This is a genomic window from Rhodopseudomonas rhenobacensis, from assembly GCF_014203125.1.
Classification (GTDB): Bacteria; Pseudomonadota; Alphaproteobacteria; order Rhizobiales; family Xanthobacteraceae; genus Rhodopseudomonas_A; species Rhodopseudomonas_A rhenobacensis.
The window spans coordinates 65109-77161 of record NZ_JACHIH010000014.1; the positions used below are offsets into that span (position 1 = coordinate 65109).

At 66.5% G+C, this 12053-nt stretch carries 15 protein-coding genes; all 15 read right to left on the minus strand.

The genetic code is table 11. The features are described 5' to 3' along the window. Window positions 1–27 precede the first annotated feature (27 nt). The 15 genes from HNR60_RS12520 to HNR60_RS12595 all read right to left on the minus strand — a co-directional run bounded on the left by HNR60_RS12520 (window position 28) and on the right by HNR60_RS12595 (window position 11929). Window positions 28–687, minus strand: a complete 660-nt coding sequence (locus HNR60_RS12520; protein ID WP_184257929.1) for a pyroglutamyl-peptidase I — start codon at window positions 685–687, stop codon at window positions 28–30. A 274-nt stretch (window positions 688–961) separates the two neighbouring features. Then, a complete protein-coding gene (gene meaB, locus HNR60_RS12525; protein ID WP_184257931.1) occupies window positions 962–1957 on the minus strand; it encodes a methylmalonyl Co-A mutase-associated GTPase MeaB in 996 nt (331 codons plus the stop codon). A 79-nt stretch (window positions 1958–2036) separates the two neighbouring features. Then, on the minus strand, window positions 2037–2810 hold the full coding sequence (locus tag HNR60_RS12530; RefSeq protein WP_184257933.1) for a polysaccharide deacetylase family protein: 774 nt from the start codon (window positions 2808–2810) through the stop codon (window positions 2037–2039). Between the two features lie 46 nt (window positions 2811–2856). Continuing rightward, window positions 2857–3201 carry a HepT-like ribonuclease domain-containing protein gene (locus HNR60_RS12535; protein WP_184257935.1) on the minus strand — a complete coding sequence of 115 codons (345 nt, stop codon included), beginning with the start codon at window positions 3199–3201 and terminating at the stop codon, window positions 2857–2859. Then, window positions 3201–3515, minus strand: coding sequence for a nucleotidyltransferase family protein (locus HNR60_RS12540; protein WP_184257937.1), 315 nt, complete (start codon window positions 3513–3515; stop codon window positions 3201–3203). The genes HNR60_RS12535 and HNR60_RS12540 overlap by 1 nt, the downstream gene beginning before the upstream one ends. A gap of 67 nt (window positions 3516–3582) precedes the next feature. Then, on the minus strand, window positions 3583–3999 hold the full coding sequence (locus tag HNR60_RS12545; protein ID WP_184257939.1) for a type II toxin-antitoxin system VapC family toxin: 417 nt from the start codon (window positions 3997–3999) through the stop codon (window positions 3583–3585). Then, a complete protein-coding gene (locus HNR60_RS12550) occupies window positions 3996–4268 on the minus strand; it encodes a type II toxin-antitoxin system Phd/YefM family antitoxin (protein ID WP_184257941.1) in 273 nt (90 codons plus the stop codon). The genes HNR60_RS12545 and HNR60_RS12550 overlap by 4 nt, the downstream gene beginning before the upstream one ends. A gap of 5 nt (window positions 4269–4273) precedes the next feature. Next, window positions 4274–6430, minus strand: coding sequence for a methylmalonyl-CoA mutase (gene scpA / locus HNR60_RS12555; RefSeq protein ID WP_184257943.1), 2157 nt, complete (start codon window positions 6428–6430; stop codon window positions 4274–4276). 60 nt (window positions 6431–6490) lie between these two features. Further along, entirely contained in the window at window positions 6491–6955 is a 465-nt protein-coding gene (locus HNR60_RS12560; protein ID WP_184257945.1) for a GFA family protein, read from the minus strand. A 2-nt stretch (window positions 6956–6957) separates the two neighbouring features. Next, window positions 6958–8979 (minus strand): methylmalonyl-CoA mutase subunit beta, encoded by a 2022-nt coding sequence (locus HNR60_RS12570; RefSeq protein ID WP_246432922.1) that lies wholly within the window; start codon window positions 8977–8979, stop codon window positions 6958–6960. Window positions 8980–9109: 130 nt separating this feature from the next. Further along, on the minus strand, window positions 9110–9601 hold the full coding sequence (gene folK / locus HNR60_RS12575) for a 2-amino-4-hydroxy-6-hydroxymethyldihydropteridine diphosphokinase (RefSeq protein ID WP_184257947.1): 492 nt from the start codon (window positions 9599–9601) through the stop codon (window positions 9110–9112). Further along, the gene (folB, locus tag HNR60_RS12580) at window positions 9594–9974 is read right to left on the minus strand and encodes a dihydroneopterin aldolase (RefSeq protein WP_184257948.1); all 381 of its coding nucleotides are present in this window, start codon (window positions 9972–9974) and stop codon (window positions 9594–9596) included. The genes folK and folB overlap by 8 nt, the downstream gene beginning before the upstream one ends. Beyond that, the gene (gene folP / locus HNR60_RS12585; protein ID WP_184258038.1) at window positions 9971–10828 is read right to left on the minus strand and encodes a dihydropteroate synthase; all 858 of its coding nucleotides are present in this window, start codon (window positions 10826–10828) and stop codon (window positions 9971–9973) included. The genes folB and folP overlap by 4 nt, the downstream gene beginning before the upstream one ends. 306 nt (window positions 10829–11134) lie before the next feature. Next, window positions 11135–11542, minus strand: a complete 408-nt coding sequence (locus HNR60_RS12590) for a DUF4332 domain-containing protein (protein WP_184257950.1) — start codon at window positions 11540–11542, stop codon at window positions 11135–11137. 21 nt (window positions 11543–11563) lie between these two features. Then, a complete protein-coding gene (locus HNR60_RS12595; protein WP_184257952.1) occupies window positions 11564–11929 on the minus strand; it encodes a DUF2267 domain-containing protein in 366 nt (121 codons plus the stop codon). Window positions 11930–12053 lie beyond the last annotated feature (124 nt).

The following is a 12053-nucleotide window of genomic DNA, read 5'->3' on the forward strand; positions in this document are numbered from 1 at the left end:
CGGCAGGTTTCCTCGGCGTGCCGAAAGTCAGCGGGGGAGGGACAGCCGGGCGCGGCGGGCCTGCGCCAGCAGTTCCATTAGCACGGCTTCGCCGGCGTCAACCAACTGCTCGGCGGAGATGTGGCCTGCGCCTTGCTCATGGGCCGCGCCGGGACGCGCCACCAGCGGCACATGCACGAAAGCGGCGAGCCGCGGGCCATGAGTGCGGTCGGTAGCCTCCAGCGCGCGCCAACACAGATAGTTGCAGAGGTAGCGCCCGGCGTCGCGCGACCCCCGCGCGTCGAGGCCGGTGCCGCGCGCGGCGTGCAGCAGTTTTCCGGTATGCGGCCCGAACCGGCGCGCATCGGCGCCGGGCACGATCGCGGCGCTGCGGACCCGGGCATGCGCGGCGTCCGGCCACAGCATGGTGACGGCATTGCGGGCGCGGCTCTCGATCCGCAGATACGGCGTGCGGGCGGCGAGCCCGAACATCAGCAGCGTGTCCGGGCGGTGGCTGGCGATCAGTTGCGGCAGCTCGCGGTCGACCGCGGCGTAGCTCACCGGGAAGACGTGGCCGATCAGTTCGACCTCGGCGAGCGCGGGGCGGCGCAGCCTGGTGAGCCGCGCCACCAGCGAAGGCGTCGGATTATACGGCGCGCCCGGGAACGGGCCAAAGCCGGTGATCAGGATGCGCAGCGGAGCGGTCATCGGGGTTCGCTCATGTGTTAGTCGGGTGCGGGCCTCTCCGCGGGTCGTCCCTGCGCACGCAGGGACCCATCACCCCTGGGGTCGAAGGTGAAGAAAAGTTTCTCGCCACAATGCAACAACGCAACTCCGCGCCGTATGGGTCCCTGCGTGCGCAGGGACGACTCGTTGAAGCGCAACCCTCGCGGCCTCATGGTTCGAGACGCCGCGCGAAGCCGCGCGGCTCCTCACCATGAGGGCGCTTTTTGAAGGGCGCTTTTTACGCTGCCGCACATGGTCACGTCAGTAGCTCCGCGATCTGATCGGCGCCGAGCGCAGGCGTGATCTGGCCCTCGGCGACCGCGGCCTCGGTGCTGCGAACCTTGGCGCGGATCGCCGGATCGGCGCGCAGCCGCGCCTGCCAGCGATCCTCCAGCATGGTCCACATCCACTTCACCTGCTGCTCGCGGCGGCGCGCGGCGAATTCGCCGGACGCCTGCATCGCATCGCGATGATCGACCACCTTCTGCCACAGCTCTTCGATGCCGAGGCCGGCGATCGCCGAATAGGTCACCACCGGCACCTGCCAATGCGCCGAGCGCGGCGTGAGGATATGCAGCGCGCCGCGATATTCCGCGGCGGCGAGATTGGCGCGCTTGAGGTTATCGCCGTCGGCCTTGTTGATCGCGATCATGTCGGCGAGCTCGACGAGACCCTTCTTGATGCCCTGCAACTCGTCGCCGGCGCCGGGCAGCATCAGGGCCAGAAAGAAATCGGTCATGTCGCACACCGCGGTCTCGGACTGGCCGATGCCGACGGTCTCCACCAGCACCACGTCGAAGCCCGCCGCCTCGCACAACAGCATCGCCTCGCGGGTCTTGGCGGCGACGCCGCCGAGCGTGCCGGCGGCCGGCGAGGGCCGGATGAAGGCGCGATCGGTCGCCGACAGCTGCGCCATCCTGGTCTTGTCGCCGAGGATCGAGCCGCCGGAGCGCGCCGAGGTCGGATCGACCGCCAGCACCGCGACCTTGTGGCCGCGCCCGACCAGCGCCATGCCGAGCGCCTCGATGGTGGTCGATTTGCCGACCCCGGGCGAGCCGGTGATGCCGACCCGCAGCGCCCGGCCGGTGAACGGCAACAGCGCCTGCACCAGCTTGCGGGCTTCGGCCTGGTGATCGGCGCGGCGGCTTTCGATCAGCGTGATGGCGCGCGCCAGCGCCGCGCGATTGCCGGCGCGGACTTCGCTCGCCAGCGTCGCGGTGTCGAGCGACCGCGCGGTCGTCTTTGCAGCCATCATCATCGCCTTCGGGGGGGCTAGCGGGAGAATCAATGCGCGAGCATCGGAGTGAGTGTCGGACGATGGCCGCGCGGCATCAATCCTCGTCGCTGCGCGGCCGGGCGCCGCCGAAGATCGCGACGCCTTCCGGGGTGAGATACGGCTTCAGCTTATCCCACGCGACGAAGCCGACATAGTCGCCCTCGGCGTGCGGGCCGATCGCGTCCGGCGGATAGTGGAAGGTCAGGCCGGAACTCTTGCCGGGCTCGGTGGAGGGCGCCAGCGTCACCGCGCCGATCTTGGTCAGTTTCGGCTCGATCGGCTTGGCCCAGTGGGCATCGGCGTCGGCGGGAATGTCGCGCTTCAGTTTCTCGGTTTTCAGCGCCGCGACCACCGCCTGGCGCAGCGCCGTCATGGTCGGGCCGCCGTCGGCGGTCTCGGTGAAGAACGGCCGGATGCTGATCCGCTTCGCCGCGGTCTTGTCCCACAGGATGGTATCGACATCGGCGTTCGGATGCACACCGCCGGTGTTGGTGTAATCGGTGCGGACGATGCTGATGTAGCGGTCGTGCACCAGCGAGCGGACGTCGTATTTGCGCTCCACCGTCCAGGCGCCGTCGCGGAACATGTCCGGCGTCTGCTTGCGCTCGCGGTCGGCGTCGGCGCGGTACTTCTCCGCCCATCGCTTGCCCTCGGCGAGACAATCGGCGGCCAGCGCCGGATCGGCCTTGATCGGCCCATCGAGCAGCACGGTGGCCTCGATCGATTTGTTGGCGATCGCGAAATCCGGCTTGGCGTCCTCGGCGAATGCGGGGGTGAGCAAAGCCAGGGCGGCGAAAGCGACCAGCGAGCCGCGGAGGAAGGAGATCATGTCAGTCGGCCTTCGATGGAAGGAAGTGGGGGAGATATGCATGATGCTATCCGCCAGACGTCGCCATGCGCCGTTCGACGAACGACTTCAAAGGCGGCAGGTGATTGTGGATGATATTCCAAACCGCTTCGGCCTCGGTGGAGCGATAAGCGTGCCGCAAGATATTTCCAAAGTCGATCATGCCCTGCCAGTTGATGTCCGGCGCGTCCAGCTTGATGGCCTCCGGAAGCCGCCGGGAAGCCTCGCAAATGATCTCCAGATAGCGCTCGATGGCCATGCGCAGCAATTCGTCATCGGCGAATTGATCGAGGGTCAGACCTGCCAAGAGCGCCTCGATCTTCGCGGTCGTTCGAAGAATATCCTGCAGCCGGTCTTCCACCGAGGGCGGCATCAAAACACCTCGATCAGGTCGTCGGCCATGCGTTCGCGGATCCGCGGTGTCAGAGAGTTTGGCGTCATGACGTGGGGCCAAATCCCGATCTCGTCCTCGATCAGGTTCATCACCTTGAATAGATCGAAATTCGGCGTTCCGTCATAGCCGGTGGTCTCGACCAGGAGATCGAGGTCGCTGTCCGGCCGATGGTCGCCGCGGACGCGCGAGCCGAATACCTTGAGTCGGACGATGCCCAGCGCCTGCAGCGCGGGGGTCAGTTCGCGCAGCTTGGCGAGAATGGCATCCAGCGTGATGTCGGCGACGTCGGTCATGGCGATATTCTAGCACGTTGCGCGCGATCCGGCAGCTGTCGTGAAGCCGTCCGCGGCACCGGGGCTGCTAGATACCAGCCTTCGGAATCAATGGGATTTCAAGGGTGGCGGCCGCTCGCCGCATTTGCTGATCGAGGGTTGCGAGCCGAGCGCTGCGCTCGAGCGCCAGCTCGACATAAGCGGCGTCATAAGACGTTAGCCCGTGACGGTGGGCAAAGCCTATGAGGTCCGAGAGTCGGCCGGTCGAAACCGCGGACTGAACGGAAATATCGAGCGCTCCGAGATCGCCGACCACGGCCGCCAGCGTTTCCTCCGAGATACGTTTCCTTCGCAGATTGACGAGCAGCGCATTGGCGACCTCGGCTGACCAATGAGCAGGGACGACGATTGACTCGGTCGCAATTAGTTCATTGAACCCCTCGTCCGAGAAACTGGACTCGTTGAGCAGCCACGCAATCGCCATCGACGCGTCGAGAACGATCAATGGCGCCCCTCATTGATCCATTGCTTGATCTCCTGCTGCGTCGCACCGAGATTGATTGTCGCAGCGCGCCGCCTGATCCTATCGATCACCTCGCGGCGCCGTTCAATCGCAGCCGGCGGCAGTTCATGCCGCTCCGGCGATCCCTCTCGGATCAGCCGCGCCACCGCGACGCCATCGCGGGTGATGATCACGTCATCCCCGGTCGACTCGACCTCTGCCAGCAGATCATCCAGCTGGGATTTCGCGTCGGTGATGCCGACATGCCTCATGCGTGCTACTCCGCCGCCTCGGCGTGCCCGAGCCGCGCGTTGAGCTTGTGGATCAGCTCCTCGGCGGCGTCGGCGATCACCGTGCCGGGCGGGAAGATCGCCTCGGCGCCGGCCTTGTACAGCGTGTCGTAGTCCTGCGGCGGCATCACGCCGCCGATAATGATCATGATATCGTCGCGGCCCTGCTTCTTCAGCGCCGCCTTCAGTTCCGGCACCGCGGTGAGATGGGCGGCTGCGAGCGAGGAGACGCCGAGGATGTGGACGTCGTTCTCCACCGCCTGCTTGGCGGCTTCCTCGGCGGTGGCGAACAGCGGCCCGATGTCGACGTCGAAGCCGATGTCGGCGAACGCCGAGGCGATCACCTTCTGGCCGCGGTCGTGGCCGTCCTGGCCGATCTTGGCGACCAGGATGCGCGGGCGGCGGCCCTCGGCGTCCTCGAACGCATCGATCAGCGCCTTCAGTTTCTCAACCCGGTTCGACATGGTGGCGGCCTCCCGCTTGTAGACGCCGGTGATCGAGCGGATCTCGGCGCGATGCCGGCCGAACACCTTTTCCATCGCGTCGGAAATTTCGCCGACGGTGGCCTTGACCCGCGCGGCGTCGATGGCGAGCGCCAACAGATTGCCGTTGCCTTCCGAGGCCGAGCGCGTCAGCGCATTCAGCGCAGCATCGACGTCGGCCTGGCTGCGTTCGCCGCGCAGCCGCTTCAATTTGTCGATCTGCAGCCGGCGCACGGTGGAGTTCTCCACCTTCAGCACGTCGATCGGCGCTTCGTCCACCGGCTTGTACTTGTTGACGCCGATCACCGCCTGACGGCCGGCGTCGATCCGCGCCTGGGTCTTGGCGGAAGCTTCCTCGATCCGCAGCTTCGGCACCCCGGCTTCGATGGCTTTCGCCATGCCGCCGAGGCTCTCGACCTCCTGGATATGGCCCCAGGCTTTCGCCGCGAGGTCGCGGGTCAGCCGCTCGACGTAGTAGGAGCCGCCCCACGGATCGATGATCCGGTTGGTGCCGCTCTCCTGCTGCAGGAACAATTGCGTATTGCGGGCGATCCGCGCCGAGAAGTCGGTCGGCAGCGCCAGCGCTTCGTCGAGCGCGTTGGTGTGCAGCGACTGGGTGTGGCCCTGGGTTGCCGCCATCGCCTCGATGGTGGTGCGCATCACGTTGTTGTAGACGTCCTGCGCGGTCAAGGACCAGCCCGAGGTCTGGCAATGCGTGCGCAGGCTCAGCGACTTCGGATTCTGCGGGTTGAACTGCGTCAACAGCTTGGCCCACAACAGCCGCGCCGCGCGCAACTTCGCGACCTCCATGAAGAAGTTCATGCCGACCGCCCAGAAGAACGACAGTCTGGGTGCGAAGCGATCGACGTCGAGGCCCGCCGCAATGCCGGCACGCAGATATTCGACGCCGTCGGCCAGCGTATAGGCGAGCTCGAGGTCCTGCGTCGCGCCGGCTTCCTGCATGTGATAGCCGGAAATCGAAATCGAATTGTACTTCGGCATCTTCGCCGAGGTGTAGGCGAAGATGTCGGAGATGATCCGCATCGAGGGCGCCGGCGGGTAGATGTAGGTGTTGCGCACCATGAACTCTTTCAGAATGTCGTTCTGAATGGTTCCGGAGAGTTTCTCCGGCGGCACGCCCTGTTCCTCGGCGGCGGCGACGAACAGCGCCAGGATCGGCAGCACCGCGCCGTTCATGGTCATCGACACGCTCATCTGGTCGAGCGGGATGCCGGCGAACAGCGTGCGCATGTCGTAGATACTATCGATCGCCACGCCCGCCATGCCGACGTCGCCGGACACCCGCGGATGATCGCTATCGTAGCCGCGGTGGGTGGCGAGGTCGAACGCCACCGACAGGCCCTTTTGCCCGGCGGCGAGATTGCGGCGATAGAACGCGTTGGAATCTTCCGCGGTGGAGAAGCCGGCATATTGCCGGATGGTCCAGGGCTGGTTGACGTACATCGTCGGGTAGGGGCCGCGCAAAAACGGCGCGATGCCCGGATAGGTGTCGAGGAAGTCTATGCCTTTGAGGTCGGCCTCGGAATAGCCCGGCTTGACCAGAATGCCTTCCGGCGTCAGCCAGGGTTCGGCGCTGCCGGCCATCGGCGCGGTCGCCGCGGTCTGGAATGCGACGTCGGCGAAATTCGGAATCTGGCTCATCTCATCCTGCCTGTTATGCGCCACCGAGCCTATCACTGGTGGGGCGGCGCGTCAGTGGTCCTAATCGTGGTCGGGGTGCTGGTAGCTCACGACGCTCGCGAGCCGCTCCGCCCCGTAGTTCTGCAGCGTGGTCTTGCTCGGCAGACCGGCGATGCTGCCGACCCAGCCGAGCCGGGATTCGGTGCCGAATTGCAGCGTCGGCACCAGCAATTCGGGCCGGTCGAAGGTCCCGGTCATGATCTCGATCGAAGCGCCCGCGAGCCGACGGTAGCTCAGCGGCGTGCCGCAGGCGGCGCAGAAACCGCGCTCGGCGATCGAGGAGGAGCGGAACGCGGCCGGCTGACCGCGGGTCCAGGCGAAATCCTCGCGTGCGATCTCGGCGAATGCGGCGAACGGCGCGCCGCTGGCCTTCTGGCACATCCGGCAATGGCAGATGCTGACGATCTCTGGCGGTGCCCGCAGCGCGAAGCGGATCGCGCCGCATTGGCAGCCGCCGGTCAGCCGGGGCGCGGTCGCCGAAGTCATGGTCACTCCAGCCGCCGGTAAGCGTCGATCAGCATCGCCAGCGCGTCGGCACCGGCGAAAATGAAATCGGTCACCCCGGCCTCGCGATAGGCGGCTTCCTGGTCGCCGGGGCGGCCTGCCAGATAGATATGCTTGGCGCCGGCGGCGTGAAGGGCTTTGGCGGCGTCGATCGCCGCCGTCGCATAGACCTTGTCGGACGAGCACAGGCAGACCAGCGCGGCACCCGAGGCGGTGAAGGCGCTTGCGAGCGACGCGAACGCCGCCTTCACCTCTCCCATAGGGAGAGGTCGCTCCTGAGCCGAAGGCGAAGGAGCGGGTGAGGGGTTACGGTCGGCGATGGAAGCAATCGCCCCCTCACCCGACCGGCTACGCTGCGCTTCGCCGGTCGACCTCTCCCCGGAGGGGAGAGGTGAAGCAAGAAAGCCCTCGGTGTCGACCGCTTCGATGCCGCCGGTCTCGAAAAAGCTCTTGGCGAAGCCGGCGCGGGCGGTGAAATCCGCCGGGGTGCCGAGGCTCGCCAGAAACACTTTCGGCCGCGCTCCCTTGCGGGCCAGCAGGTGATCGGACTTGTCGCGCAACGCTTCGAACGGCGTCGCCAGCCGGATCGGGGCGAGCGGGTTGAACTTGATCTTGTCCTTGCCGTAGGGCTGGGCTTCGACCGGCTTGACCTTCAGCACCGCGGCGCGCGGCTCGTGCAGGTTGGGGAATTCGCTGGCGCCGGTGAGTACGTCGCGGCGCTTGGCGATCGCCGCCTGCCGCGCGGCGCGGGTCGCCGCCACCTTGGGCTGCAGCAGGTTTTCGCCGAGCGCGAAGAACGCGCCGCCGGTCTTTTCGATCTCCTGGAACAGCGTCCAGGCGGCGTCGCAGAGTTGTTTCGTCAACGCCTCGATGCCGCCGGAGCCGGCGGCCGGATCGGACACCTTGTCGAGGTTGGATTCCTCAAGCAGCACCAGCTGGGTATTACGCGCGGCGCGGCGCGCGAAGGCGTCGGGCAGGCCGAGTGCTGCGGTGTGCGGCAGCACGGCAACCGAATTGGCGCCGCCAAGACCGGCCGCGAAGGTCGCGACCGTATTGCGCAGCATGTTCACGTAAGGATCGCGCTGCGTCAGCATCCGCCACGCGGTTTCGGCGGCGACGAACAAGGGCTTTGGCTGAAGGCCGCAGCTCTCCTCAACGCGCGCCCACAACAGCCGCAGCGCGCGGAATTTCGCCAGCGTCAGGAACTGGTCGGCGTCGGCAGACAGGCGCGCGTAAATCATCGAGCGCGCGGCGTCGAGCGGCACGTTGGCGCCGTCCAGCGCGCGCAGATAGCTGACCGCGACCGAAAGCACATAGGCCAGTTCCTGCACCTCGGAGCCGCCGGCGTCGTGGATCACGCGGCCGTCGGCGACCGCGAACGGGCCCTTGAAGCCGGCGTCGGTGAGCTTCTTGATGGCGTCGGTGAAGGCCGGAGCGATCTCCCACCAATTATAGGCGCTGGTGCCCCACACCGCGCAGGCGCCGATCGGATCGAGCCCGAAGCGGATCTCGCATTTTGCCGGGTCGATGCCGGCGGCCTTGATGTGCTCGGCGAGATAGATCGCCGCCATCCGCGCCTGCGGGCCGACCTGCAATTCGATGCCGATGCCGGCGTCGAGATAGACGTCCTTGAGCAGCGCGGCGATGCCGTCCTGGGTCGCCGGCAGGCCGAAGCCGCGCGCGCCATTGGCGGCTTCGAACACCAGCGTAAGGCCCGTCGCGCCATTGGCGAGATCATCGAGCGCCTGCTTGTTGGCCTTGGCGGCATCCGGATGATCGATCCGCTGCATCACCTGCCAGGGCGCCGCGGCGGCGCGGGCGGCGATCGGCGCTGCATTTTGCGCGCGCGGATAGAGCGGATCGATTTTCAGCCCGTCATAGGTCTTGCCGACCAGCTTCTCGAACGGCGCGCCCTTGAGAACGCCATCGACCAGCTTGCGCCAGTCATCATAGGTCGCCGGGGGGAAATCGGCCGCCAGCTGCAGCTCGTCGGTTGTGGTAGGCATCGTGAAAGCAAACTCCGGGCGCGTCATGGTTGTTGCGCGCGGAAAATGCCACGTGACGGCCGCCAAGCCAAACGGTTGTTTTGGGCCAAAAGGCTAGGGGGCGCTGCGCTGCGTCCGGGGCACGCTTTTCTCAGTGCAACTCCGGCAGCCGCTCGATGCCCTCGGTCGACAGCGTGGCCAGCGCCTCGCGCGGGGTGCGGCCGCCGATCGACTGGTCGGGCGCGATGTCCATCAAGGGCACCAGCACGAAGGCGCGCTCGAACATCCGCGGATGCGGCAGCGTCAGCCCGTGCTGCACGATCGAGGCATCGTCATAGGCCAGCAGATCGAGATCGAGCGTGCGCGGGCCCCAGCGCCGCTCATTGGCGCGATCGCGACCCAATCGCTTTTCGATCTTGTGCAGGCTGAACAATAGCGCATGCGGATCGAGGCTGGTGTCGATGGCGATGCAGGCATTGACGAAGCGGTCCTGCTGCTCTTCGCCCCAGGGCGGAGTGGCGTAGTCGGACGAACGCGCCAGCAATGCCGCCTGCGTCATGCCGCAGATCATCGAAATGGCGCGGCGAAAGGTGGCGCGGACGTCGCCGACATTGCCGCCGAGGGCGATCAGCGCCTCAGGCACCGGAGCGTGTCTCGCGGCTGCGGGTCAGGATCACGCCGACGTCGTCGAAGATCGCCGCGATCGGCGCGTGCGGCTTGTGCACCGTGACCTTCACCGCGGTGATGCGCGGGAAGGCGTCGAGAATGGCATCGGCGACGGCGCCGGCGGCGCGCTCCAACAGCCGGTAGTTGGTGGTCTTGAACGCCGCGGTCGCGCTCGCCACCACGTTGGAATACGACACGGTGTCGGACAGCCGGTCGGTGCGCGACGATTCGCGCAGATCGGCGGTGAGGTCGAGGTCGATGACGAAGCGCTGCCCGACTTCGGTCTCGTGCTCCATCACGCCGTGGCGGGCGTGGATCACCAGACCCTTGATAAAGATGGTGTCGTTCATCGCTGATCCTCGATTGCCTGCGCCACGCGCAGCGCCTGCAGCGTTTCGGCGACGTCATGGGTGCGGATGATCTTTGCGCCGCGCTGCACGGAGATGAGATGCGCGGCGATCGAACCGCCGAGCCGCTGTTGCGGCTCCGAGGGCGACACCGTGCTGATGAAGCGCTTGCGCGAGGCGCCGACCAACAGCGGCAGGCCGAAGCAGGCGAGTTCGTCGAGCCGCGCCAGCGCCGCCATGCTCTGCTCCGGCGTCTTGCCGAAGCCGATGCCGGGGTCGAGCACGATGTGGCTTTGCGGAATCCCGGCTTTCGCGGCGATCTCGAGTGAGCGCGCGAAAAACTCGGCGATGTCTTTGAGAATGTCGAGCGAGCCGTCGACCGCGTCGCGGTTGTGCATCACGACCACCGGCGCACCGCGCTTGGCCACAACGTCCGCCATGTCGGGATCGCGCTGCAGCCCCCAGACGTCGTTGGCGATCGCAACCCCTTGCGCGAAGGCGAACGCCACCACCTCGGCTTTCATGCTGTCGATCGACACCGGAGTCCCGAGCGCCACCAGGTCGGCCAGCACCGGGCGCAGCCGCGCGATCTCCTCCGCCGCGGAGACCGGCTGCGAGCCATAGGGGCGGGTGGATTCCGCGCCGATGTCGATGATGTCGGCGCCGTCCGCGATCAGTTTGGCGGCCTGCGCCAGCGCCTGCTCGGGCGCAAGAAACCGCCCGCCATCGGAGAACGAATCCGGGGTGACGTTGAGCACGCCCATCACGGCCGGGGTCGGCCGCGCGAGCAAAGTCTGTAACAGCGGATGACCTGGCGGTGCGGCCGCTGCGGCGGGCCTCGTCGTCGTCGCGATCATGCGCAGGCTTTGCGCGGTCCGCATCGCGGAGTCAAGTTGCAGCGATGGGCGGCGCCGCAACCCATCAGCAAGATTCAAAAGAAAGAGGCGCGTTAGAACGAGGAGCGTGCCCCGGACGCAGTGCAGCGCGCCGCGCAGCGGCGTGGTGCGCTGCAGATCCGGGGTCGTTACGGAACGCGGTGCTTGGAACGGTCCCGGCTCGCGACGCCGCGCCAAAGCGCGGCACCGCGTCCGGGACACGGATGTGGCAACTGGAATGTCGGAGACGGTGCTGCGCGCGCGGCGGTCGTGGTCGGCCAGCAGCGACTAATACGAAATCTTCAGCGGCAGCTTGCGGGCCTGTTCGATCAATTGCCCGACGGATTTTTCCGACGGCAGCACCCGCACCAGCTTGCGCTTGGTGTTGGCCTCTTTCATGTTTTGCGCCAGCCGCGAGGGGTTGCGCAGGGTGAATTCGCGCAGCGTCGACACACCGGAGGCGCGCAGCAGTTGCGCCTTGGCCTTGCCCATGCCGGGAATCCGCATGCAGTCGGCGATGTTGGCCCATTCCAGCAATTGCTGTTCGGAGATGCCGGTCTTGGCGGCCAGCGCCTTGCGGCCCTTCACGGTGTGCGCGGCCTCGAGCAGCGCTTCCGTGGTGCGAATCCCGACCGATTTCAGTTTCGTGGCTGCATAGACGGTGAGACCGTCAATCTTGTTGATCGAATATGTCATGACACTCGGAGTTACAAAGGTTCAAGCGAATTTATTGAGACCGGGTGTCCCTGCGATGATCTCGCCCATCTGCTCGGCGCCGATCTTATCGCGGCCAAATCTAAACAATTCACGTGCGACGTTCTGGATCTCGGTCATGCCGAGGCCGAGCCCCATCAGCTTGGCGCCGAGCGCCATCACGCCGCCGCCGAGCAGCTTGCCGAACCCCTTGCCGGGGCCCATCGGCTCGATCAACGCTTCGACGCCCGGAATGGTGTCGATCAGGGCTTGGACTTTTTCGGGAGGGCCTTCGCTACGTAAGAATCCGAGAATGATGCCGACCGTTCTGCCGGCCACATCGCGTTCGAGGCCGACCTTGGAGGTCAGCCTGTCAATCAGTTCGTCCATCGCGCCCCGCCTCACCCGGTTGTTTGCCGGATCCTTCTGTTGAAACGATCTTGGTCCGGCGTGCCGTGAAATACAAGCGATCCGCGACGGCGCGCGATGATTCCCACTGCATCGCGCCGCGAGT

What these genes read in the sequence shown, in the direction of transcription:
- HNR60_RS12520 (WP_184257929.1), bottom strand. Translation starts at nt 687, where the DNA reads ATGACCGCTCCGCTGCGCATCCTGATCACCGGCTTTGGCCCGTTCCCG.
- meaB (WP_184257931.1), bottom strand. Translation starts at nt 1,957, where the DNA reads ATGGCTGCAAAGACGACCGCGCGGTCGCTCGACACCGCGACGCTGGCG.
- HNR60_RS12530 (WP_184257933.1), bottom strand. Translation starts at nt 2,810, where the DNA reads ATGATCTCCTTCCTCCGCGGCTCGCTGGTCGCTTTCGCCGCCCTGGCT.
- HNR60_RS12535 (WP_184257935.1), bottom strand. Translation starts at nt 3,201, where the DNA reads ATGCCGCCCTCGGTGGAAGACCGGCTGCAGGATATTCTTCGAACGACC.
- HNR60_RS12540 (WP_184257937.1), bottom strand. Translation starts at nt 3,515, where the DNA reads ATGACCGACGTCGCCGACATCACGCTGGATGCCATTCTCGCCAAGCTG.
- HNR60_RS12550 (WP_184257941.1), bottom strand. Translation starts at nt 4,268, where the DNA reads ATGAGGCATGTCGGCATCACCGACGCGAAATCCCAGCTGGATGATCTG.
- scpA (WP_184257943.1), bottom strand. Translation starts at nt 6,430, where the DNA reads ATGAGCCAGATTCCGAATTTCGCCGACGTCGCATTCCAGACCGCGGCG.
- HNR60_RS12560 (WP_184257945.1), bottom strand. Translation starts at nt 6,955, where the DNA reads ATGACTTCGGCGACCGCGCCCCGGCTGACCGGCGGCTGCCAATGCGGC.
- HNR60_RS12570 (WP_246432922.1), bottom strand. Translation starts at nt 8,979, where the DNA reads ATGCCTACCACAACCGACGAGCTGCAGCTGGCGGCCGATTTCCCCCCG.
- folB (WP_184257948.1), bottom strand. Translation starts at nt 9,974, where the DNA reads ATGAACGACACCATCTTTATCAAGGGTCTGGTGATCCACGCCCGCCAC.
- folP (WP_184258038.1), bottom strand. Translation starts at nt 10,828, where the DNA reads ATGATCGCGACGACGACGAGGCCCGCCGCAGCGGCCGCACCGCCAGGT.
- HNR60_RS12590 (WP_184257950.1), bottom strand. Translation starts at nt 11,542, where the DNA reads ATGACATATTCGATCAACAAGATTGACGGTCTCACCGTCTATGCAGCC.
- HNR60_RS12595 (WP_184257952.1), bottom strand. Translation starts at nt 11,929, where the DNA reads ATGGACGAACTGATTGACAGGCTGACCTCCAAGGTCGGCCTCGAACGC.